Consider the following 21,076-nt stretch of genomic DNA (forward strand, 5'->3'; position numbering starts at 1 on the left):
TATTTACTATGCTCCGTAGTAATTGATCGAACGGAGCGCTCATGGGCACATCACCCCGAAAGGCACGACTGCGGCGACTCCACGCGGTGGTGGCGGGCCTGGTCGCTGTCATCGCGGTTCTTCTCGTCAGCATGCTCCTCCCGCGCGACGAGGGCCCGAACCGGACGGCCGCACAGCCGGAGCCCACCGAGTCCGGGCAAGCGAAATCAGAGCAGGCGGGGCCGCTCGATTCACTCGCCCACCGGGAGCCCGGCGATCCACAAGCGCTCGGCCGGGTCGACGCCCCCGTGGTCATGGTCACCTACGAGGACTTCCGCTGTCCGTTCTGCGCCAAGTACGCGCGCACGGTGGCTCCCGAGCTGAAGAAGCGCTATGTGGCGACCGGGGTGCTGCGCATCGAGTGGCGCGACTTTCCCGCTTTCGGTCCGAAGTCGGTTCGCGCCGCCGAGGCCGGTCAGGCCGCCGCGCGGCAGGGAAAGTTCTGGAGGTTCCACGACGTGGTGTATGCGAACACACCTAGTCGAAGCAAACCGGATCTGCCCGTGTCCAAGCTGATCGACTACGCCGAACAGGCGGGGATCACCGACATCGAGCGGTTCAGGTCCGATATGGCGAACGCCGACGTCGAGCGCGCTGTCCGGGCCGATTCGCAGGAGGGCAACCGCATCGGAGTCACCGCGACGCCGACATTCGTCGTCAACGGCGATCCGATCATGGGAGCACAGCCCCTCGAAGCGTTCGTCTCGGCGATCGAGACCGCCCGTGAAGAAGCCCGATGACCGGTATCGGTCTGCTCGGCGCGTTCCTCGGCGGACTGCTCACCCTGCTCAGTCCGTGCGCGGCGCTGCTGCTGCCCTCCTTCTTCGCCTATGCCTTCGACAATCTCGGCAAGCTGGTGGCACGAACGGCGGTCTTCTACCTCGGGTTGTGCGCGACGCTCGTACCGCTCGGTGCGGCGGCGGGCGTGTTCGGAGCCCTGCTCACGCAGCACCGCAGCACCGTGACCCTCGTCAGCGGACTCGTACTCGTCGGGCTGGGGCTGCTGCAGATCAGCGGAAGGGGATTCGGCATCGGCGCCGCACAGCGCTCGGTCGGAAGAATCCCGATCTCCTCCGGGATCTCGGTGTTCGCCCTCGGTTGTGTCTACGGGCTGGCCGGTTTCTGCGCGGGACCTCTCCTCGGCAGCGTGCTGACCGTGTCGGCCGCGGGCGGGAATCCCGGCTACGGCGGGACGCTGCTGGCCGTGTTCGCCCTCGGCATGGCTTTTCCGCTGTTCGTGATCGCCCTGTTGTGGGAACGCTTCGACCTGGGGAACCGCCGCTGGCTGCGGGGGCGGGAGCTGTCCCTGGGAAGGTTCCGGGTCCACACGACCAACCTCGTCTCCGGCGCACTGTTCTGCGCTCTCGGAGTGCTGTTCCTGGTCACCGACGGCACGGCCGGTCTGGGTGGACCGATCGATGTGGACACCCAGTACGAACTCGGCGTCCTGCTGCACCGACTCACCTCCGGCGTCACCAACCGAGCGGTGCTGCTGGTGCTGGCCGTGTTCGCCCTCGGGGTCGCGTTGTGGCGACTCCGCCGTGCTCGTAGCGAACGAACCTCCTCCCGATGAACCGCCCAACCGAACGGGCTCGCCACCAACGACGACAGCGGAGTTCGCCACATGCCTGCTCACCCGCCGAAGTGCGCGCGCATCCTCGCCGTGGCCAGTGCGCTCGTCATCGCACTGGCCACGGGCACCTCCGTGGCCACCGCCGCCCCGCCGCCGGACAGCTCCTCCGAAGCGGCACAGCGCCTTCGAGAACTGGCACGCGAAGCGGAGGCCCTCACCGAGGACTACAAGGAGGCCCAGGAAAACCATCGGACCCGTGAGCGGGAGCTCTCCCGCGCGGAAACCGCCGCCGAACGCGCGAGGCGTGCGGCGGAGCGGGCAAGGGCCGAGCAGGAAGCACTCCGCGGCGAGGTCGACGAGCTCACCGCCGCCGCCTACACCGGCGGCGGATCGAACCAGCTCTCCGCCCTGATCACCAGCCGATCCCCCGAACAGTACCTCGACCGAGCCAGCATTTTGGCCAAGCTCGCGTCCGAGAGGGGCGCGGCCGTACGGAGCATCACCGAAGCGACGCGGCGAGCGGAAACCTCCGAACGGCGAGCGCGAGCGGCTCGTGACGACGCCGCGAAGGCCGCCGCCGAGGCGGAACGCCTGGAGGACCGGATCGCTCGACGCAAGCGAGCCATGAGCGAGCGGATCGCCGAGGTAGAACGGCAGTACGACAGGCTCACCCGTGCGGAACGAGCCGCACTCGCCGCGGACGGCTCCACCGGGGTCGGTGCGATATCCGGTTCCGGCGCGGCCGTCGAAGCCGTCAACATCGCCCTGGGCAAACAGGGCTCTCCCTACGTGTGGGGCGCCAAGGGCCCGAACAGCTTCGACTGTTCCGGGCTGGTCCAGTGGTCCTACGCACAGGCCGGAGTCGACCTGCCTGCCTCGACCCGAACCCAGATCGACGCGGGCAGAGCTGTGGACCTCGATCGGATGAAGCCGGGCGACGTGGTCTTCTACTACGACTCGGCCAGCCACAACGGGCTCTACATCGGTGGCGGCGAGGTCGTGCACGCCCCCACAACGGGCCAAACGGTCAAGGTCGAGCACTACACCGACATCGGCGACGTGCATTCCGTACGCCGTATGGTCGGCTGAACGGAGGCGGATTCGCCCGCGGACCACAGCGGTCGGCGGGAGGCGGCCGGCGACGGAACACGGCGCAGCACCGCACCCGGGTCCGAACGTACTCACGATCGGGAAGGAACCGGCTCACGATGCCCTGCCTGTTGCAGATCGACTTTCCCACGCGAGGCCCCTTCGGTGCGGCCATGACCGAGGCGTTCACCGAGCTGGCCGAGAGCATCGACGGCGAACCGGGACTGCTGTGGAAGATCTGGACCGAGAATCAGGAGACCGCCGAAGCGGGCGGCGTCTACCTGTTCGAGTCACGCGAGACCGCGCAGCGCTACCTGCGCAAGCACACCGAACGGTTGAACGAATTCGGCATCACCGGCATCAATGCCAAGGTCTTCGACGTCAACGAAGCCCTGTCGGTGATCAATCACGCTCCGCTGCGGCGGGAATAGCCACGGGACAAGCCGAGGCGTTACGCAACCGACCGCGCAGCGCCGCACCGAGCAACAGCACGGAGAGCACTCCGAGTACCGGCTGAAGCGGTTGGAACCAGGTCACCGCCCCGCTGGTGCCCACCGCCAGAACCACGAGCATGTTGCAGGTGGGGCAGCCGATCGCGAACCACGCCAACAACGCCGCCCCCAAGCCACGCCGTTGCCGCGACGACGAGCTCTCCAGCCGGGATCCCCCTGGCCCCACGTACGTGGCCAGGAGCAGCCCGAGCAGCACGGCCGTGGTGATCCAGATCGGATAGACCCACCAGGGGGCGGGAAGCATCCGTATGAAGACCGGATTGTCGATGATCGCGGTCACCACTCCCATGACCAGCGCGATCACGATCGCCGAAGCACTCGCGACGCCCCACTGACGCACTGTCCACGCCCGCATCGAACACCACTTTCACCACTTACGCGCGATACGTGCGCGGTAGGGGAACCGGAGCGACACGCCGGATCGACCGGTACCGAACCAACAGCACACGACCGCGGCCGGCCGAGCTCGGATGCGCCCTCGCGCTCGCGGGAGCGGTACTGGCGATCCAGCAACTACTACACACCATAGTAGAACACGGCAGGTTCGCACACCCCTGATCGGAGCCCCGCAGACTCCCGGACCACCCGGCTCGGCTTTCCACCCCCAGTGGGAACCGACGGTCATGCCTAGTGCGCTCGTTCGGACGCAGCCAGCTCCCTACCAGGGCGGGGGGCGTCGTGGGGTGAACGAGGCGCTCGGCTCGCCACCACGGCGCGACGAAGCGAGCTTTCGGGGAACTCGGTATCGGTGGATCCGGGCAGCCGACGCTCCGCCGTGCGTGCTCGCCGTTCCGGTGCTGGGCTGACAGTTACGGGAAACCCCGAACCGCGAGGAGGCGGAGATGGCGGAGGACGAGGTCGATGCCGTGGTGGTCGGCATGGGTCCGGGTGGTGAGGACGTGGCCGGGCGACTGGCCACGGCGGGACTGAGCGTGGTCGGCGTGGACAATCGCCTTCTCGGAGGCGAGTGTCCCTATTACGCCTGCATCCCCACCAAGATGATGGTCCGCGGGGCGGGTGCGCTCGCCGAGGCCGGGCGGGTGCCGCTGCTCGCCGGAACGGCCTCGGTCCAGCCGGACTGGACCCCGGTCGCCGACCGCATCCGCGACGAGGCCACCAGTGGTTGGGACGACCAGGCCGCCGTGCGGCGTTTCGAGGCCACGGGAGGACGATTCGTGCGGGGCCTCGGTCGGCTGACCGGCTCCGGTGAGGTCACCGTCGCCACGGCTGAGGGGGAGCGGGTCTTCCGCCCTCGTCGGGCGATCGTGCTCAACCCCGGCACCGAGCCCACCGTGCCGCCGATCGACGGGCTCCGGGACACCCCCTTCTGGACCAACCGAGAGGCGGTGCGGGCCCGCTCGCTGCCCGGTTCGATAGTGGTGCTCGGGGCGGGGCCGGTGGGGTTGGAGTTCGCCCAGGTGTTCGCACGGTTCGGCGTCGACACCACCATGGTCGAAGCCGCACCACGAGTGCTGTCGGTGGGCGAACCCGAAGCCTCCGAGAGCATCACCGAGGTTTTCACCGCCGAGGGGATCACCGTACGCACCGGAACCTCAGCGCGGCGCGTGCGGCATCGGGACGGTCGGTTCACCTTGGAACTCGACTCCGGGGAGAGCGTCTCCGCCGAACAGCTGCTGGTCGCCACCGGGCGGCACACGGATCTCACCACGTTGGGGGTGGGCGCACTCGGTCTCGACGAGACCGCGAACACCATCGACGTGGACGAGCGGATGCGCGCCGCCGACGGGGTGTGGGCCATCGGCGACGTCACCGGTCACGGTGCCTACACGCACACCTCGGTTTATCAGGCACGCATCGCCACCGACGACATCCTCGGCGATGGTGCGGAGACCGCGGACTACCGGGCCATGCCCGCTGTCGCGTTCACCGACCCCGAGGTGGCCTCCCTCGGACTCACCGAGGACCGAGCCCGTCAGCAGGGCTTCCCGGTGCGCACAGCGGTCACCGGGATTCCCTCCTCGGCCCGCGGCTGGATCCACAAGGCCGGCAACGAGGGGGTGATCAAACTGGTGGCCGACACCGACCGCGACATCCTGCTCGGTGCCACCGTGGTCGCACCACTGGGCGGCGAGATCCTCAGCGCGTTCACCGTCGCGGTGCACACCCAGGTGCATATCGCCCAGCTCCGCCGGATGATCTTCGCCTTCCCCACCTTCCACCGGGCGATCGAAGCCGCCCTCGGCCAGCTAGTCGACTGAGGCAGGTCCACGGGGAACCGGCCCGGTCCAGGACGGAACATCGCACGGGTGTGACGGCCCGTCGGCGTGACGTCTCAGCTGAGTGTCGGGCCCGGTAGTGAGCGTTGTAGCCGGTTTCCGGCCGGCCGGCGGAATGTCCAACCGGTGTTGACAACGCCGTCCGTGGCTGTAGCCGATCCACCGGGCGGGTGCGACCGAACGCGAACTCGACCGCACCCGTTGCACCTCGGTCAGTCGAGACGAGCCTTCGCGTAGGCCTCATTCAGCGATATCGACCGGCCGAGTTGAGAAGGCTTGGCCCCTTGTGGACGTTCGGAGCAGAGACCACCCAACACGTGCGTTACGACTGATCGTCACTCCGACCATGCTTTCGGCAGAGCCGATGAGTATTGGCCGGGCTGCCTCGGCATCCAGCTGCGGGGACCTAGTTCCCCACTGTGTCCACCACGGCGAATCACTCAGTCACTCGACGCGCGAGCCACGGCACTCAGGTGTCGGCGCTTTTCGCGAATATCAGCAGAGATTTCGCGTTGCTCGGCACGGCAGAAACCACCAGAAGAGGGGCCGATGCGTCCCGGATGGCTCCGCCCCACCGGGATGGCGCGGGAGAGCGGGCGCCGGGAGCGTCGGTCACGCTATTCGGCATCGCCTCTGGTTCGGCGGGCATAAGCGCGGGCGGCACGAGCACGGTCGCCGCAGCGCGTCGAGCACCAGTGGCGGCGGCCGTGCCGGAGCAGGTAGCGGTTGCAGGGGTCGGAGCCGCAAGCGGTGAGCCGTTCGGCATCGGGCCCGGCGAGCAGGTCGGCCGTGTCGGCCGCGAGGCTCGCCAGGGCGTGGTCGACGACCTGTGTCGTGGGGTGCGGCGCAGCACGGTAGGGCCCCGTGGTGTCGTCCCAGTGCAGCAGCGGAGCGGTCGGCACCCTCGTCAGAGCCTCGTTGATCGCCGACAGCGCTGCGGGCAGCGCGGGCAGCTCATCGACACGCGAGGCGAACAGAGCCCGGATCTGCTCCCGCAGTGAACGCAGTTGCGTCGCGCACATCTCCCGCATGTCCGTGTCGGCCGGTGCCAGATCACGTTCCGCCAGCCACTCGTTCGTGGCCGCGGGCGTTCCGAGGAGATCGATGACGTGCCCACCGGGCAGGGTGAAGGCGCTGTTGGCCAGCGCCAGCGAGGGATACTGCTCCTCGCCGGGGGCGTACGGCAGGTCCGATTCGAGGGTCGCGAGCTCCGCCACATCACTCATGCTACACCATCACCCATCCATGATTATCACGCTTTAAATTGAATTATCCGTGATTTCCAGCTAGAGTCCATATCACGGTTTTACTGAATCTATCCGTGAGAGGATCTTTCTTGTCGACCCCTGACACGACCGCGCGGTTGCCCGTCCGCGTCTTCGGCGGCCCGACCGCTCTGTTCGACTACGGCGGCCTGCGTTTCCTGACAGACCCGACCTTCGACGAACCCGGCGACTACGGGGGTGACGGACCGGTCCTGACCAAGACCGCTCCCCCGGACGGCAGCACGGCCGAGCTCGGCCGGGTGGACGTCGTGCTGCTTTCCCACGACGAGCACGCCGACAACCTCGACACCTCCGGACGCGCCCTGCTCGCCGAGGTACCGCTGACCCTGACCACGCCCGGTGGCGGTGAGCGACTCGACGCCAGAGGCATGGCCGACTGGGAAACCGTCGAGCTCGACCGTCCGACCGGTGGCAAGGTCACCGTGACCGCCGTTCCAGCCATCCACGGGCCGGAGTCGCGCGAGGAGGTCGAACCCTTCGCCGGGCAGGTCGTCGGTTTCGTACTCACCGGTGAGGACCTGCCCACCGTCTACGTCAGCGGCGACAACGCCTCGCTGGAGGTGGTCAGCGAGATCGCGGAGCGCTTCGGCTCGGTGAACACCGCCATCGTCTTCGCCGGTGCCCCGCGGTTCTCGGTTCTCTTCGACGGCAAGCCCGTCGTCCTCGACAGCGCCCAAGCCGCCGAAGCGTGCCGCGTCCTCGATGCGAACCACATCGTGCCGGTCCACTACGACAGTTGGGCCCACCTCACCGAGGGCAGGCAACACCTGGAAGCTGCCTTCGCCCGAGCCGGACTGGCCGACCGCGTCGACTGGGCCCGCGAGAGCTGAGTCCGGCCCGGGGACGCACGCCGCTGTGCACCGTGCCCCGTGGTCCTCCGCCGGGACTCACGGGGCACGTCCCCAAACCCGTTCCCGCCAAGACCCCGCACAACCACCGAGAACAGCAGGAATCGAATCCATCGCGACTCCGCCCGACATGACCATGACGCCCCCGCCAACACCCCATCACAGCACCGCCACAGTGGACACCCAACCCTTGAACCCAGCGCCCTGAACATCACACCGCTGAGCACCAGCCGGAAACAGGGCGAAAACCCACCACGGAGTGACACTCGAAACACTCCACCACCCCGAAAACCCCGCCACGGCACGGAAAACCCGACGCGGCACACCCCAGAACACACAAAAAATCGGGGAGATCCCCGCCTCCAGCGAAGCTCTCCCCGATCATCACGTCCGAGCTCGACGAACCATTGTGTCGGTCACCCGACACCCATTGTGTCGTCGGCCCTCGGTGGGCGAGGGGGGAGTTGAACCCCCACGTCCTTTCGGACACACGGACCTGAACCGTGCGCGTCTACCTATTCCGCCACCCGCCCGTGGGCTTTTCTGTTGTAACCTCACTCTACAACACCCGGATCCGAACCCTTCAACGGGGGTCTCGTTCCGAATCACCGCACCGAGCGTGAGCGATCGGTACAATCGGCCTCCGGAACCGTGTTCCGCAACCGGCTCGATCAGGTTAACACAGCCAGGTCACCGGACCCCGCGGGGTGCGTCCCCGATCGGAACTAGTAGCTGTAACGGCTCGTCGCGCCAGATACGATGGTACGCAAGAGTCGAGAGTATGGAGGAGGATTGCCGTGGGCCTCGTGCAGCGCTTCGAGCGCAGGCTCGAAGGCATCGTCGGCAACAGCTTCGCGCGGGTGTTCGGCGGCAAGGTCGTTCCCCAGGAGGTCGCGCAGTCGCTGCAGCGGGAAGCCGAGTTGCAGGTGCGCGAACTCGCGGGCGGCAGATTGCTGGCGTGCAACCACTACGTCGTGCAGCTGAGCCCCACCGATCACGATCGACTCATGGAGGACGAGAATCGGGTCACCGATCTTCTCGCCGACTGCGTTCAGGAGCATCTCACCGAGCAGCGGTGGGACACATATGGTGACGTCGTAGTCTCCCTGGAGCGCTCTGAGACGCTGCACACGGGACAGTTTCGAATAAGCTCGTCCGTCGACCCCGACGTAAGCCGACGGCCGGCAACACCTCGTACCGCAGGAGACCGACCCATGAGCCAGCCACCAGGCCAATATCCCCAGGGGGATCCGTACGCCCAGCAGGCGCAGTACGGCTACGACCAGGGCCAGTACGGGCAGGACCCGAACTACGGCTACGGCCAGCCCGGTTATGACCAGGGTTACGGTCAGCCCGGCGGCGGATACCCCCAGTCCGGTGGCTTCCCCGACCAGGGCTACGGCCAGCCCGGTTATCCCCCGCCCCCTCCGGCCTACGGCCAGCCCCCGGGCTACGACCAGGGCTATGGCCAGCCCGGCGGCGGATACCCCCAGTCCGGTGGCTTCCCCGACCAGGGCTACGGCCAGCAACCCCCCGGCTACGGTCAACCGCCGGGGTACGACCAGGCCTACGGCCAGCAGCCCCCCGGTTACGGCCAGCCCGGTTATCCCCCGCCCCCTCCGGCCTACGGCCAGCCCCCGGGCTACGACCAGGGCTATGGCCAGCCCGGCGGCGGATACCCCCAGTCCGGTGGCTTCCCCGACCAGGGCTACGGCCAGCAACCCCCCGGCTACGGTCAACCCCCCGGCTACGAGCAGGCCTACGCACAACCGCCCGGCTACGGCCAGCCGGGTGGTGGATATCCGCAGTCCGGCGGCTTCCCCGACCAGGGCTACGGCCAGCCCCCGGGCTACGACCAGGGTTACGGCCAGCAGCCCCCCGGCTACGGTCAACCCGGATACCCACCGCCGGGAGCGCCGGGCGGCTACCCGCCGGACGCGGCCCCCAGGCAGCTGACCGCCACCCTCCAGCTCGACGACGGTTCCAACCGCTCGTACACCCTGCAGCACGGCAGTAACGTGATCGGGCGCGGACAGGAGGGCCAGTTCCGGCTGCCGGACACCGGGGTCTCCCGCAAGCACATCGAGATCCAGTGGGACGGCCAGGCGGCGATGCTCGCCGACCTGGGGTCGACGAACGGCACCACGGTCAACGGCACGCCGGTGCAGACCTGGCAACTGGCTGATGGAGACGTCATCCGCGTCGGCCACTCGTCCCTGGTTTTCCGGGCTCAGGGCTGAGGCCCGCCTCTACCAGCACGAGCCGACCAGCAAGCTAGGAGCGTCCCCAACAAGTGTCCGAGCTGGTGATTCAGCTGACCAGAGCAGGGTTTCTCGCCCTGCTCTGGTTGTTCGTACTCGTAGCGCTGCGTGTGGTGCGCTCCGACCTGCAGTCGGCTTCCGGACTGCGCATGTCGGTTCCGGGAGCGGGCAAGAAGTCCGGCAAACAGTCACGCCCGAAAACGAAGTCACCACGACAGCTCGTGGTCACCGAGGGGGCGCTGTCGGGAACCCGAATAACACTGGAGGGGCGTCCCATAATGATCGGTCGCGCCGATGACTCCACACTCGTCCTGGACGACGACTATGCTTCGACACGACACGCGAAGCTGTCGATACGGGGCCAGGACTGGTACGTGGAAGATCTGGGCTCCACCAACGGCACATACCTCGATCGGACGAAGGTTACGGGGCCGACCAAGGTCCCGCTCGGAGCTCCGATCAAAATCGGCAAAACGGTGATCGAGCTGCGCTCATGACCCTCGTCCTGCACTACGCGGCCCGCAGTGATCGCGGCCTGGTTCGTTCCAACAACCAGGACTCGGTCTACGCCGGCCCCAGACTTCTCGCCCTCGCGGACGGCATGGGCGGCCATGCCGCAGGTGAAGTGGCAAGCAAGGTCGTCATAGCGGCATTGTCCGCGCTGGACGACGACGAACCCGGTGACGACCTGCTGGGCCAGCTGCACGACGCGATGCTGTCCGGCAACAACGCGATCTCGGAACTGGTCGCCAGCGACCCGGATCTGGACGGCATGGGCACCACGCTGACGGCCATGCTGTTCGCGGGAAGCAAACTCGGCCTGGTCCACATCGGTGACTCGCGGGCGTACCAGGTACGCAACGGCGAGCTTTCCCAGATCACGCACGACGACACCTTCGTGCAGTCGCTGATCGACGAGGGAAGAATCACCGAGGAAGAGGCCGCCAACCACCCGCAGCGCTCGTTGCTGTTGCGTGCGCTGACCGGCCACGAGGTGGAACCCAGCCTCGCGGTGCGGGAAGCCAGAGCGGGCGACCGCTACCTGCTGTGCTCGGACGGTCTGTCCAGTGTGGTCAGCGAGGAGACCATAGCCGAGGCGCTCGGGATATCCGATCCCCAGCAGTCCGCCGACCGGCTGATCGAACTCGCCCTCAAGGGTGGTGGCCCGGACAACGTCACCGTGATCGTCGCCGACGTCGTCGACGTCGAGTTCGGTGACGACGCGCCGATAGTCGCCGGAGCGGCCGGGTTCGACAACCAGGACCCCCGCCCACAACCCGACTCGGCCGCGGCGCGCGCCTCGGCCGCCACTCGGAGCCAGCCGACACCACAGCAGCAGGAGTTCACGGCCCCACCCCCCGATCCACCACGCCGGAGACGGTGGTTACGCGGCATGCTCGTCGGCTTCGGCGTGCTGGTGGTGCTGGCGGGGCTGGTCTTCGCGGGGCGCTGGTGGCTGTTCAACCAGTACTACATCGGGGTGAACGGCTCCCAGAAAGTCGCGATCTTCCAGGGAGTGCAGGGCAGTGTGCTGGGGGTGAGCATGCACCGGCAGCTCGAGCTGTCCTGCCCTCCCGGCGCGGCGGAGGGATGCACACCGATCGAGGTCCAGGATCTCAAGGAAGCCCAACGCGCCAACGTGCGCGACGGGATAACGCAGGTTTCCGATCTCGACGAGGCGCGGGAGACGATCCACCGGCTGCGGCTGAGCGCACTGCTGCCGATCTGCGACGACGCGAAGCAGAACTCCGAAAGCAACCAGGGCAACACCGGTAACGACGGTTCCGGCGACGGCAACACCCGTAACAACGGTTCCGGCGACGACAACGGGCAGCAGCCCCCCGCCACCGGCGCCTCCGCGCGGAACGATCCCGCCGACTCCAGCGCCGGAGCGAGCACGACGAACCCGAACTCGCGGCCCTCGCAGTCGTCCGGCGAAGGCACACCGCTGAGCTCTCCCGAACAGGAACCGGGTGTCAACTGCCGGACGGTGAGTTGATGGCAGCCACCTCGACCAACCCGGAGAACCGCGAGGCCCCGGGCGGCACGAGCACGGGCAACGGAACAGGCGCCACGACCTCCACCACGCCGACCCGGCGAGGTACGGAGCTGGTGCTGCTGGCATTCGCCGCCGTGATCGTCACCTGCGCACTGACACTCGTCAATCTCAACCTGGAGTCACAGCCCCCGAGCCAGATCCTCTACTACGGGGCGGCGTTCCTCGCCCTGTTCGGGCTGGCGCACGTGGCGGTGCGACGCTGGGCCCCCTACGCCGACCCGCTGATCCTGCCGCTGGTCGCGTTCCTCAACGGGCTCGGCCTGGTGCTGATCCACCGAATCGACATCGGCAACGCGGCCGAGGCCGAACGCGCCGGGGCCGACTTCAGCCCCGCGGCACCCTCCCAGGTGCTCTACACCGCGCTCGGTCTGGTGCTGTTGGCCCTGGTGCTGGTGTTCGTCAGGGACCACCGCACGCTGGCCAAGTACAGCTACACCTGCGGCCTGGCCGGCCTCGTCGCGTTGGCGCTGCCCGCCGTGCTGCCCAGCATGATCGCACCGAACATCAACGGAGCCAAGCTGTGGATCAAGCTCGGTCCGCTGTCCTTCCAGCCCGCCGAGCTGGCCAAGATCCTGCTGCTGATCTTCTTCGCCTCCTTCCTGGTGTCGAAGCGGGAACTGTTCACCACGGCGGGACGCAGATTCCTCGGCATCGACCTGCCCCGTGCGCGGGACCTGGCTCCGGTGCTGGTCGCGTGGGCGGCCTCCATCGGGATCGTGGTGCTGGAGCGCGATCTGGGGACCTCACTGCTGTTCTTCGGCATCGTGCTGGTGATGATCTACATCGCCACCGAACGGGCGGTGTGGATCGTGATCGGGCTCTCGCTGTTCGCGGCGGGCTGCCTGGCCGCCTACTCGCTGTTCGGCCACGTGCAGCAGCGAGTCGACGCATGGCTGAACCCCATGACCAGCGACTCCGGTTATCAGTTGAGCGAAGCCCTGTTCGGCATGGCCACCGGCGGCATCGGTGGTTCCGGCCTCGGCGGAGGGCGTCCCGCGATCGTGCCCTACGCCAAGAACGACTTCATCCTCGCGGCCGCCGCCGAGGAGTTGGGACTGCTCGGGCTCGCCGCGCTGCTGCTGGTGTACCTGCTGCTGACCGCGCGTGGCCTGCGGGCGGCGCTGGCGGTGCGGGACTCCTTCGGCAAGCTGCTGGCAGGCGGGCTGGGCTTCGCGATGCTGCTGCAGGTCTTCGTCATCGCGGGCGGCGTGACCGGGCTGATCCCCCTGACGGGACTGACCACGCCGTTCCTGGCGGCGGGAGGCTCGTCGCTGGTCGGCAACTACGTGCTGGTGGGGCTGCTGCTTCGAATATCGGACGCCTCCAGACGCCCGCAGCAACCGAGTAAGCCACAGCCGAAACAACCCCCGATCGCCGAAGCGCATACCGAGCTGGTGGAGCGTCCACGTTGAACAAGCCACTACGACGAGTGGCCATGGCCATGATGGCGATGATCGTGCTGCTGCTGGCCAACGCTACTTATGTGCAGGTCATCAGGGCCGACGCGCTGCGCAACCACTCCGACAACAGCAGAACGCTGTACCAGCAGTACTCCACGCCACGCGGTCAGATCATCGCCGACGGCAAACTGCTGGCGAGTTCCGAGGCCACCGACAGCGAACGGTTCAAGTACAAGCGCGAGTACGCCAACGGTCCGGCCTTCGCTCCGGCCACCGGCTACTTCTCGTTCGTCTACGGACGCGACGAGGTCGAGCAGGCCGAGAACGAGGTGCTCAGCGGCACCGCCGACTCGCTGGCGCTGAACCGGCTGCAGCGCATGTTCAGCGGGCAGAAGCAGCAGGGCGGCAACGTGGAGCTGACCCTGAATCCCGCCATGCAGCAGACCGCCTACGACCAGCTCGCGGGAAGCGGCGTACGCGGGTCCGTGGTCGCGTTGAACCCGCAGGACGGCTCGATCCTGGCGATGGCCAACTCGCCGTCCTACGACCCGAACCGGCTGGCCAGCCTGTCTCGGGACAAGCAGGTGAAAGCCTGGAACGAGCTCCGTCAGGCACCCCACGACCCCCTGGTCAACCGGGCCACCTCGACGCTGTACCCGCCGGGCTCCACGTTCAAGCTGATCACCGCGGCCGCCGCGCTGGAGACCGGCAAGTACAACTACGACAGCAAGGTGACCGCGAAGTCGTCCATCAAACTGCCGAAGGTCGACGCCCAGCTGCCCAACTACGGTGGCTCCACGTGCGGGACGATGCCCACGGCGCCGCTGTGGGAGGCGATGGCGCGCTCGTGCAACACCGCCTTCGCCGAGATCGCCGGTGACATCGGGGAGAAGAAGCTGCGGGAGACCGCGCGGAGCTTCGGATTCGGCCAGGAGCTCGATATCCCGATGGGCGTGGCACCGTCCTCGATCGGCGAGATCGCGAACCAGGCGCAGCTCTACCAGAGCGGCATCGGTCAATTCAACGTGCGCATGACCCCGATGCAGAACGCGATGGTGGCGGCGGCGATCGCCAACGACGGCAAGGTGATGAAACCGCACCTGGTGGAGAAGACCCTCGCCCCGGACATGTCGGTGCTCGACAGCACCGACTCCGAGGAGCTGGGCCAGGCGGTCTCGCCCGAGATCGCGCACACCCTCCGAGACATGATGGTCAAGGCCGAGCAGCACGCGGGCGACGAGGGCAAGATCAGCGGCGTGCAGCTCGCCTCCAAGACCGGCACCGCCGAACACGGCGAGGGCAAGGATCCGCACGGCTGGTACGTGGCCTTCGCACCGGCCGAGAACCCCAAGATCGCGGTCGCGGCCGTCGTGGAGGACGGCGGCAACGTGGGGGCCGACGCCACCGGCAGCAAGATCGCCGCCCCGGTGGCACGGGCCGTCATCCGCGCCGGCCTGCAGGGGGGTGGCTGACGGGTGCCCAGCTCCGGCCAAACGCTCGCCGAGCGTTATCGGCTCGCCACGCGCATAGCCGTCGGCGGCATGGGTGAGGTGTGGCAGGCCGTGGACGTGCGGTTGGACCGCACGGTCGCGGTCAAGGTCCTCAAACCCGAACTGTGCGGCGACGCCGAGTTCCTGCACCGCTTTCGCACTGAGGCACGCACCACCGCGTCCCTGAACCACCCGGGGATCGCCGCGGTGCACGACTACGGCGAGGCGGCGGCCGTCTCGGACGGGCCGGAGGACACCGCCTACCTGGTGATGGAACACGTCGAGGGAGAACCCCTCGCCGCCATCCTCGCCAGGGAGGGGCGCATCACGGCCGAACACACGCTGGAGATGCTCGAACAGGCCGGTAACGCGCTGCACGCCGCCCACGAACGCGGCTTGGTGCACCGCGACGTCAAACCGGGAAACATCCTGGTCACACCGAACGGAACCATCAAACTGACCGACTTCGGCATCGCCAAGGCGGCGGACGCGGCACCGGTGACCCGCTCGGGAATGGTGATGGGCACGGCGCACTACATCTCGCCCGAACAGGCACTGGGCGGCGAGGCGACCCCGGCAAGCGATGTTTATTCGTTGGCGGTGGTCGGGTACGAGTGCCTGCGTGGCCATCGTCCCTTCCTCTCCGATAACGCGGTGACCGTCGCCATGATGCACATCCGCGACGTGGCGCAGCCGCTGCCGCCGGACGTTCCGCCGGGAGCCCGTGCGCTGATCGAAACGACGCTGGTCAAGGACCCCCGTAGGCGTTACGCCGAAGGCGGCGAGTTCGCGAACGCGGTGGCCAACGTCCGCGCGGGCAGACCGCTGCCCACCCCGGTGACGCTGACGGTTCCGCAGCAGCCGCCCCACACGCTCAACCACGCTCCGCCGCAACAGTATCCGGGGCAGCCCGCGGCAGGGCATTCGGCGGCGGGACAGCCGACGACAGGACAGTCGACAACAGGGCAGGGCTCGACGGGCCAGCACCACCCTCCCGGCCCACAACCGCCGCCCCCGCAACCATCGGCCGGAAGTCAGCCGCCCCACGGAGGGCAGCAGAACGCCGTGCCGCCGACCGGGGGGAACCTCGCGCCCAACACCTACGGCGCCAACCAGCCACCGGGAAACCACCACGCGCCCCCCACGGGAGCACCGCACCCCACGGGCAGCACCGTTCCCCCGGGGGTCATCCCGCCACAACCGGCACCCCCCGGCCTCGCGAGCGGCGGGAACCACGTCCCGGGGCACGGCCACCCGTTGGGACGTCCGGCTTCGCGCCGCCCCGGGCGCCGGACCGCCCTGCTGGTGGTGCTCGGCGTGATCGTGGTGCTGATACTGATCGCCGGTGGTTTCGCGTTGCTGCTGACGTACGATCGTTCGGCAGGTACGCGCGGCGCCGGAGTACCGGCCGCCCCGGAAGTCGCACCGAGTGCCCGACCGGACACCGACAGTCGTGTGAGATTGGCCGATTTCGCCCCTCCAGAGGCATTCAACGGCGGATCGGTACGGCATCCTGAGGGACGGCTCTCGTCGATTCCGAGGCCGGTGGCGGAACGGACGCCCGGCCCGCGGGGAATCGGCACACCGCGGCAGTACGCACTGCCGCCGCGAATCGAAGGCACCGACACTGTCTCGTCGATCGCGAACGAGACACGTGGAGCCGGTAAGCACGAAGTCGGGGGAACCGCGCACCGCGCCCGGAACCGGTCGGCGACAGCCGTCACGGCTTTCCGGGGCAACTTGATGGGACGCTCGTGGACACAGATCGGGACGACGCAGCGATGAGCTCACCGCGACTTCTCTCCAACCGCTACGAGATCGAGGACGCCCTCGGTTACGGGGGCATGTCCGAGGTACACCGTGGCCGTGACGTCCGGCTCGGCCGGGACGTCGCAGTGAAGGTGCTGCGTGCGGACCTCGCTCGGGATCCCACTTTCCAGTTGCGGTTCCGCAGGGAGGCGCAGAACGCGGCGGCGCTGAACCACCCGGCCATCGTCGCCGTCTACGACACCGGGGAGACCGACTCCGAGAACGGCCCGCTGCCGTACATCGTCATGGAGTACGTCAACGGCCGCACGCTGCGGGACATCGTCAAGACCGAGGGGCCCCTGGCGCCGCGCCGGGCGATGGAGGTCATGGCCGACGCGTCCGCCGCGCTGGACTTCAGCCACCGGCACGGCATCGTGCACCGCGACGTGAAACCGGCCAACATCATGATCACCGACTCCGGCGCGGTGAAGGTGATGGACTTCGGTATCGCGCGGGCAGTGGCCGACGGGCAGGCGGCCGTCACGCAGACCGCCGCGGTCATCGGCACGGCGCAGTACCTCTCCCCCGAGCAGGCCCGCGGCGAGACCGTGGACGCCCGCAGCGACGTCTACGCCTCGGGCTGCGTGCTCTACGAGCTGCTGTGCGGCGAACCGCCGTTCACCGGTGACTCGCCGGTGGCCGTGGCCTACCAGCACGTCCGGGAGCAGCCCGGCAAACCCTCCGACGTCAACCAGCAGGTGCCCGGCGAGCTGGACGCGGTGATCCTCAAGGCGCTGAGCAAGAACCCGGAGAACCGCTACGAGTCCGCCGCCGAGATGCGCACCGACCTGGTGCGGGTGCTCTCCGGCCAGCGCCCCAAGGCGCCGTTGGTGATGTCCGAGGAGGAACGCACCGAACTGGCCACCGGGGAGGCAGAGACCACCCGGGTCAACGACGAACGCGAGCCTCGTACCGCGGCGGCGGTACCGCCGGACTACGACGGCGACGACGAGGACTATGCCCGCAGGAGACGCAGGCGGTGGACGATCGGGCTGGTCACCGCCGCCTGCGTAGCGGTGTTCGCCCTACTGGCCGGGCTGGCTCTGGTGATGTTCAACGGTGGCGGCTCCGAGGAGCCGCAACGAATCCGGCTGCAGGACATGACCGGGATGGAGGTTCAGGAGGCCAAGCGGCAAATCAACGAAGCCGGATTCGAGAATGTCTCGTACCCGAGCCGCCCGTCCCCCGCCGGCAAAGAGGGCACCATCGTCGACCAGACTCCCGGGGCCGGGATGTACGTGCCCACCAAGGAGATAAAGCTGTTCAAGGGCACCGGCCCCGGCCAGGTGGATGTCCCCGACCTACGCGGGATGACGATCGGAGAGGCCCGCGCCGCCCTGGAGGGGAAGAAACTCGAGCTCGGCTCCCGGCAGGAACGGGAAGTGCAGAGCCAGTCCGACGTCGGCAAGATCATCGAACAGGACATCACCGGCCGGACCGAAGCGGGAAGCGCGATCAACGTCGTGGTGGGCAAGGCCATCCCGAAACAGCAGTTGTCCGACGTGACCGGGCTCCAGGTCGAACGGGCCAAACAGCTCCTGAGCTCGGCGGGCTTCGACGTTTCGACCAAGGAGGTCGCCTCGACCGAGGACCAGGGAACCGTGGTCAGCCAGAGCCCCTCCGGCGGGTCGAGCGTGGCCAAGGGCTCCGAGGTTACGCTCTCGGTCTCGGACGGCTCACAGATGTCGATGCCGGACGTGATCGGTTTCGACGAGTCCGAGGCCAAGTCCGCGCTGCGCGAGGCGGGCTTCAAGGGCACGGTGAGGACCGGCGAGAAGGCCGTTTCGGACTCCGCCAAGGAGGACACGGTGGTGGCCACCTCGCCCTCGGCGAACTCGAAGCTGGACCGCAACGGTGAGGTGACCCTGCGGATCGGCGTCGAGCAGAACGAGGAGAACCCCACCGATCCGTCGAGCACGAGTCCTCCCGGCGGAGGCCTCTTCGACTGACCGTCGCGGCCCCTCGGCAGCCGTGGGAGCGGCCCGCCCCGGAGAAAGCGCACACGTCCGGGGCGGGACAGCGCACAGCCGAACGGGAGAGCGCACAGCCGGAACGGAGAGCACCCGTGACCTCTCGGGCCGAGCCCATCGAGTGAGTGTCGACGCCAGCCGATACAGCCCGGCGTGCCCGGCCAGCGGAATTTCCGCTCGAGGGCGCCGTGCCGCCTTCCGCCAGGTTCTACGTCGGCGGGCGGTCCCGGTGGTCGATCAGCGCAGCGCGTTCGCGGCGAGCTCCCGCATACCGCGTTCCAGCTCCCCGACCAGGTCCCAGTCCGGCGCGTGCCCGGCGAGGTCCATCCAGTTGGCCAGCATGCGGTGTCCACCCTCGGTCAGCACCGACTCCGGGTGGAACTGCACGCCCTCCAGCGGCAGCTCACGGTGCCGCAGCCCCATCACCACCCCGTCGGCGGTACGTGCGGTGACGTCGAGTTCGGCGGGCACGCTGTCCGGGCGCAGCGTCAACGAGTGGTAGCGCGTCGCCACGAGCGGATGCGGCAACCCGGCGAACACACCGGATTCCCCGTGCTCGATCTCGCTGGTCTTGCCGTGCAGCAGCTCCGGCGCCCGCTCGACGACGCCGCCCAGCGCGGCCCCCAACGCCTGGTGGCCGAGACACACCCCCAGCATCGGCCTGCTCTCGCTCACGCAGTCGCTGACGAGCTCCAGGGAGCGCCCCGCCCCCTGTGGTTTGCCCGGCCCGGGACTGAGGAGCACACCGTCGGACCATCGGACGTCCTCGTCGGTCACGACGTCGTTGCGGCGAACCACGCACTCCACCCCGAGCTGAGCGAGGTACTGCACGAGGTTGTAAACGAAGCTGTCGTAGTTGTCGACCACCAGAACCCGCACGCCGGTCAGCCTACTTCGCCGCTCCCCCGCACGGCGAGCCCCGGGAGAACTCCGCCCCGGAACGTGTCACCCGAATCACTCGCTTCGCCCGCTGTACTGCGAAGACGCGGCGGGTCGCTCGTGCCGGGCAACGACGATGCGATAGCCTCCGCGTCTCGTGGATACGCCTAGCCCATCGGCGCCGGGACCAACGGTGGCGCCGTGATGACCACCGGGAGACCGAACGGGATGCTGACCGCCGTTGTGCGGCGCTCAGCGGTGTTGCTGCGACTGTTCGTCCGGGCCAGCCACCCGGCCAGGACGGTGGTCATCGGCTTCGCGATGGCCGTGCTCTTGGGAACGGCACTGCTGATGCTGCCGGTCGCCACGGAGCAGGGCAGCACAACGGACTGGGTGACCGCGCTGTTCACCGCGACCTCGGCGGTGTGCGTGACCGGCCTGGTGGTGGTCGACACCGCCGCGCACTGGTCCACCTTCGGTGAGGTGGTGGTCCTCGGACTCATCCAGGTGGGTGGCCTCGGCATCATGACGCTGGCTTCGCTGCTGGGCATGCTCGTGGTGCGCAGGCTGGGACTGCGAATGCGCCGCAGCGCCCAGACCGAGACGAAGAGCCTCGGCCTCGGTGACGTCCGCTCGGTGATCGCGGGAGTGATCACGCTGAGCCTCGCGATGGAGGCGATCACCGGGCTCGCGCTGACCCTCCGGTTCGTGCTCGGGTACGGCCAATCGTGGGGGGAAGGCACCTACTTCGGGGTGTTCCACGCCGTCTCCGCGTTCAACAACGCCGGATTCACGCTGTATCCCGACAGTCTGGAGCGCTACGCCACCGACCCGCTGGTGTGCCTGCCGGTGCTGTTCGCCGTCGTGGTCGGCGGACTGGGATTCCCGGTGCTGTTCGAGATCGGCCGCAGGTTGCGCGGCAAACGACGCCGCTGGTCGCTGCACGCGCGGGTGACACTGCTGGCCTACTCCGCGCTGTTGGTGGTCGGCGTGCTGGCCTTCGGCGCGTTCGAGTGGAACAACCCGGAAACACTGGGACCGCTGAGCATCGGGGGTAAACTGCTGGTCGGGCTGTTCCACGGGACGACCCCCAGAACCGCCGGGTTCGCGACCGTGGACATCGGCGAGATCAACCCGACCACGATGCTGGTCAACGACGTGCTCATGTTCGTCGGGGGCGGCAGCGCGGGCACGGCGGGCGGTATCAAGGTCACCACCTTCGCGCTGCTGGCGTTCGTGATACTCACCGAGGTGCGGGGCGAGTCGCAGGTACACGTGTTGGGGCGCAAACTACCCCTGGGGTTGCAGCGCCAGGCGCTTACCGTGGTGCTGGTGGCGGTGGGCATGGTGTTCACCGCGACGCTGCTGCTGCTCGTCATCACCCCCTTCGAACTGGACGTGGCCCTGTTCGAATCGATCTCGGCCTTCGGCACCGTCGGTCTTTCCACCGGCATCACCGAACAGTTGCCGCGAGCGGCTGAGCTCGTACTGATCGTACTGATGTTCACCGGCAGGCTGGGCCCGATCACCATGGCCTCCGCTCTCGCGCTGCGGGAGCGCGGCCGCCGTTACGACTTGCCTGAGGAGCGACCGATCGTTGGGTAGACAGAATCACGGTGCACGC

17 protein-coding genes and 1 tRNA gene are annotated in these 21,076 nt (G+C 68.2%); 14 read left to right on the plus strand and 4 right to left on the minus strand.

The window, feature by feature from the left end; translation table 11 throughout:
* Nucleotides 1–41: 41 nt before the first annotated feature.
* The 4 genes from ACOQFL_RS21980 (at nt 42) to ACOQFL_RS21995 (ending at nt 3,132) form a co-directional block, all read left to right on the plus strand.
* Nucleotides 42–779 (plus strand): DsbA family protein, encoded by a 738-nt coding sequence (locus ACOQFL_RS21980; RefSeq protein WP_435546106.1) that lies wholly within the window; start codon nt 42–44, stop codon nt 777–779.
* Entirely contained in the window at nt 776–1,612 is an 837-nt protein-coding gene (locus ACOQFL_RS21985; protein WP_435546107.1) for a cytochrome c biogenesis CcdA family protein, read from the plus strand. The genes ACOQFL_RS21980 and ACOQFL_RS21985 overlap by 4 nt, the downstream gene beginning before the upstream one ends.
* Before the next feature lie 51 nt (nt 1,613–1,663).
* A complete protein-coding gene (locus ACOQFL_RS21990; RefSeq protein WP_435546108.1) occupies nt 1,664–2,701 on the plus strand; it encodes a C40 family peptidase in 1,038 nt (345 codons plus the stop codon).
* A gap of 119 nt (nt 2,702–2,820) precedes the next feature.
* A complete protein-coding gene (locus ACOQFL_RS21995) occupies nt 2,821–3,132 on the plus strand; it encodes a monooxygenase (RefSeq protein WP_435546109.1) in 312 nt (103 codons plus the stop codon).
* Here ACOQFL_RS21995 and ACOQFL_RS22000 read toward each other — a convergent pair.
* Nucleotides 3,104–3,568 carry a hypothetical protein gene (locus ACOQFL_RS22000; RefSeq protein WP_435546110.1) on the minus strand — a complete coding sequence of 155 codons (465 nt, stop codon included), beginning with the start codon at nt 3,566–3,568 and terminating at the stop codon, nt 3,104–3,106. The genes ACOQFL_RS21995 and ACOQFL_RS22000 overlap by 29 nt on opposite strands.
* 487 nt (nt 3,569–4,055) lie before the next feature.
* Between ACOQFL_RS22000 and ACOQFL_RS22005 the strand changes: the two genes are divergently transcribed.
* Nucleotides 4,056–5,432, plus strand: a complete 1,377-nt coding sequence (locus tag ACOQFL_RS22005) for a dihydrolipoyl dehydrogenase family protein (protein WP_435546111.1) — start codon at nt 4,056–4,058, stop codon at nt 5,430–5,432.
* Nucleotides 5,433–6,067: 635 nt separating this feature from the next.
* Here the strand turns inward: ACOQFL_RS22005 and ACOQFL_RS22010 are convergent.
* Nucleotides 6,068–6,676, minus strand: coding sequence for a CGNR zinc finger domain-containing protein (locus ACOQFL_RS22010; RefSeq protein ID WP_435546112.1), 609 nt, complete (start codon nt 6,674–6,676; stop codon nt 6,068–6,070).
* Nucleotides 6,677–6,786: 110 nt separating this feature from the next.
* Here ACOQFL_RS22010 and ACOQFL_RS22015 point away from each other — a divergent pair, with 110 nt between their 5' ends.
* A complete protein-coding gene (locus ACOQFL_RS22015; RefSeq protein WP_435546113.1) occupies nt 6,787–7,566 on the plus strand; it encodes an MBL fold metallo-hydrolase in 780 nt (259 codons plus the stop codon).
* 467 nt (nt 7,567–8,033) lie between these two features.
* Here the strand turns inward: ACOQFL_RS22015 and ACOQFL_RS22020 are convergent.
* Nucleotides 8,034–8,117: transfer RNA gene (locus ACOQFL_RS22020), tRNA-Leu, on the minus strand.
* Between the two features lie 264 nt (nt 8,118–8,381).
* Between ACOQFL_RS22020 and ACOQFL_RS22025 the strand changes: the two genes are divergently transcribed.
* Genes ACOQFL_RS22025 through pknB form a run of 7 tightly spaced genes read left to right on the plus strand, consistent with a single transcriptional unit; the run spans nt 8,382 to nt 18,552 of the window.
* Entirely contained in the window at nt 8,382–9,824 is a 1,443-nt protein-coding gene (locus tag ACOQFL_RS22025; RefSeq protein ID WP_435546114.1) for an FHA domain-containing protein, read from the plus strand.
* 53 nt (nt 9,825–9,877) lie between these two features.
* Nucleotides 9,878–10,342 (plus strand): FHA domain-containing protein FhaB/FipA, encoded by a 465-nt coding sequence (locus tag ACOQFL_RS22030; protein WP_092627977.1) that lies wholly within the window; start codon nt 9,878–9,880, stop codon nt 10,340–10,342.
* Entirely contained in the window at nt 10,339–11,844 is a 1,506-nt protein-coding gene (locus ACOQFL_RS22035; protein ID WP_435546115.1) for a PP2C family protein-serine/threonine phosphatase, read from the plus strand. The genes ACOQFL_RS22030 and ACOQFL_RS22035 overlap by 4 nt, the downstream gene beginning before the upstream one ends.
* Nucleotides 11,844–13,316, plus strand: coding sequence for an FtsW/RodA/SpoVE family cell cycle protein (locus ACOQFL_RS22040; protein ID WP_435546116.1), 1,473 nt, complete (start codon nt 11,844–11,846; stop codon nt 13,314–13,316). The genes ACOQFL_RS22035 and ACOQFL_RS22040 overlap by 1 nt, the downstream gene beginning before the upstream one ends.
* A complete protein-coding gene (locus tag ACOQFL_RS22045; RefSeq protein WP_435546117.1) occupies nt 13,313–14,776 on the plus strand; it encodes a peptidoglycan D,D-transpeptidase FtsI family protein in 1,464 nt (487 codons plus the stop codon). The genes ACOQFL_RS22040 and ACOQFL_RS22045 overlap by 4 nt, the downstream gene beginning before the upstream one ends.
* A 3-nt stretch (nt 14,777–14,779) precedes the next feature.
* Nucleotides 14,780–16,579, plus strand: a complete 1,800-nt coding sequence (locus ACOQFL_RS22050) for a serine/threonine-protein kinase (protein WP_435546118.1) — start codon at nt 14,780–14,782, stop codon at nt 16,577–16,579.
* On the plus strand, nt 16,576–18,552 hold the full coding sequence (pknB, locus tag ACOQFL_RS22055; protein ID WP_435546119.1) for a Stk1 family PASTA domain-containing Ser/Thr kinase: 1,977 nt from the start codon (nt 16,576–16,578) through the stop codon (nt 18,550–18,552). The genes ACOQFL_RS22050 and pknB overlap by 4 nt, the downstream gene beginning before the upstream one ends.
* A 258-nt stretch (nt 18,553–18,810) precedes the next feature.
* On the opposite strand, the gene ACOQFL_RS22060 is transcribed toward pknB, so the two are convergent.
* Nucleotides 18,811–19,452, minus strand: a complete 642-nt coding sequence (locus ACOQFL_RS22060; protein ID WP_435546120.1) for an aminodeoxychorismate/anthranilate synthase component II — start codon at nt 19,450–19,452, stop codon at nt 18,811–18,813.
* 204 nt (nt 19,453–19,656) lie between these two features.
* Here ACOQFL_RS22060 and ACOQFL_RS22065 point away from each other — a divergent pair, with 204 nt between their 5' ends.
* Nucleotides 19,657–21,057, plus strand: coding sequence for a TrkH family potassium uptake protein (locus tag ACOQFL_RS22065; protein ID WP_435546121.1), 1,401 nt, complete (start codon nt 19,657–19,659; stop codon nt 21,055–21,057).
* Nucleotides 21,058–21,076: the final 19 nt, after the last annotated feature.

Source organism: Actinopolyspora sabaoui (assembly GCF_051225635.1).
Lineage (GTDB): Bacteria > Actinomycetota > Actinomycetes > Mycobacteriales > Pseudonocardiaceae > Actinopolyspora.

Excerpts from the sequence above, each read along its gene's own strand:
- ACOQFL_RS21980 (WP_435546106.1), top strand. The coding sequence starts at position 42 with ATGGGCACATCACCCCGAAAGGCACGACTGCGGCGACTCCACGCGGTG.
- ACOQFL_RS21985 (WP_435546107.1), top strand. The coding sequence starts at position 776 with ATGACCGGTATCGGTCTGCTCGGCGCGTTCCTCGGCGGACTGCTCACC.
- ACOQFL_RS21990 (WP_435546108.1), top strand. The coding sequence starts at position 1,664 with ATGCCTGCTCACCCGCCGAAGTGCGCGCGCATCCTCGCCGTGGCCAGT.
- ACOQFL_RS21995 (WP_435546109.1), top strand. The coding sequence starts at position 2,821 with ATGCCCTGCCTGTTGCAGATCGACTTTCCCACGCGAGGCCCCTTCGGT.
- ACOQFL_RS22000 (WP_435546110.1), bottom strand. The coding sequence starts at position 3,568 with ATGCGGGCGTGGACAGTGCGTCAGTGGGGCGTCGCGAGTGCTTCGGCG.
- ACOQFL_RS22005 (WP_435546111.1), top strand. The coding sequence starts at position 4,056 with ATGGCGGAGGACGAGGTCGATGCCGTGGTGGTCGGCATGGGTCCGGGT.
- ACOQFL_RS22010 (WP_435546112.1), bottom strand. The coding sequence starts at position 6,676 with ATGAGTGATGTGGCGGAGCTCGCGACCCTCGAATCGGACCTGCCGTAC.
- ACOQFL_RS22035 (WP_435546115.1), top strand. The coding sequence starts at position 10,339 with ATGACCCTCGTCCTGCACTACGCGGCCCGCAGTGATCGCGGCCTGGTT.
- ACOQFL_RS22040 (WP_435546116.1), top strand. The coding sequence starts at position 11,844 with ATGGCAGCCACCTCGACCAACCCGGAGAACCGCGAGGCCCCGGGCGGC.
- pknB (WP_435546119.1), top strand. The coding sequence starts at position 16,576 with ATGAGCTCACCGCGACTTCTCTCCAACCGCTACGAGATCGAGGACGCC.
- ACOQFL_RS22065 (WP_435546121.1), top strand. The coding sequence starts at position 19,657 with ATGACCACCGGGAGACCGAACGGGATGCTGACCGCCGTTGTGCGGCGC.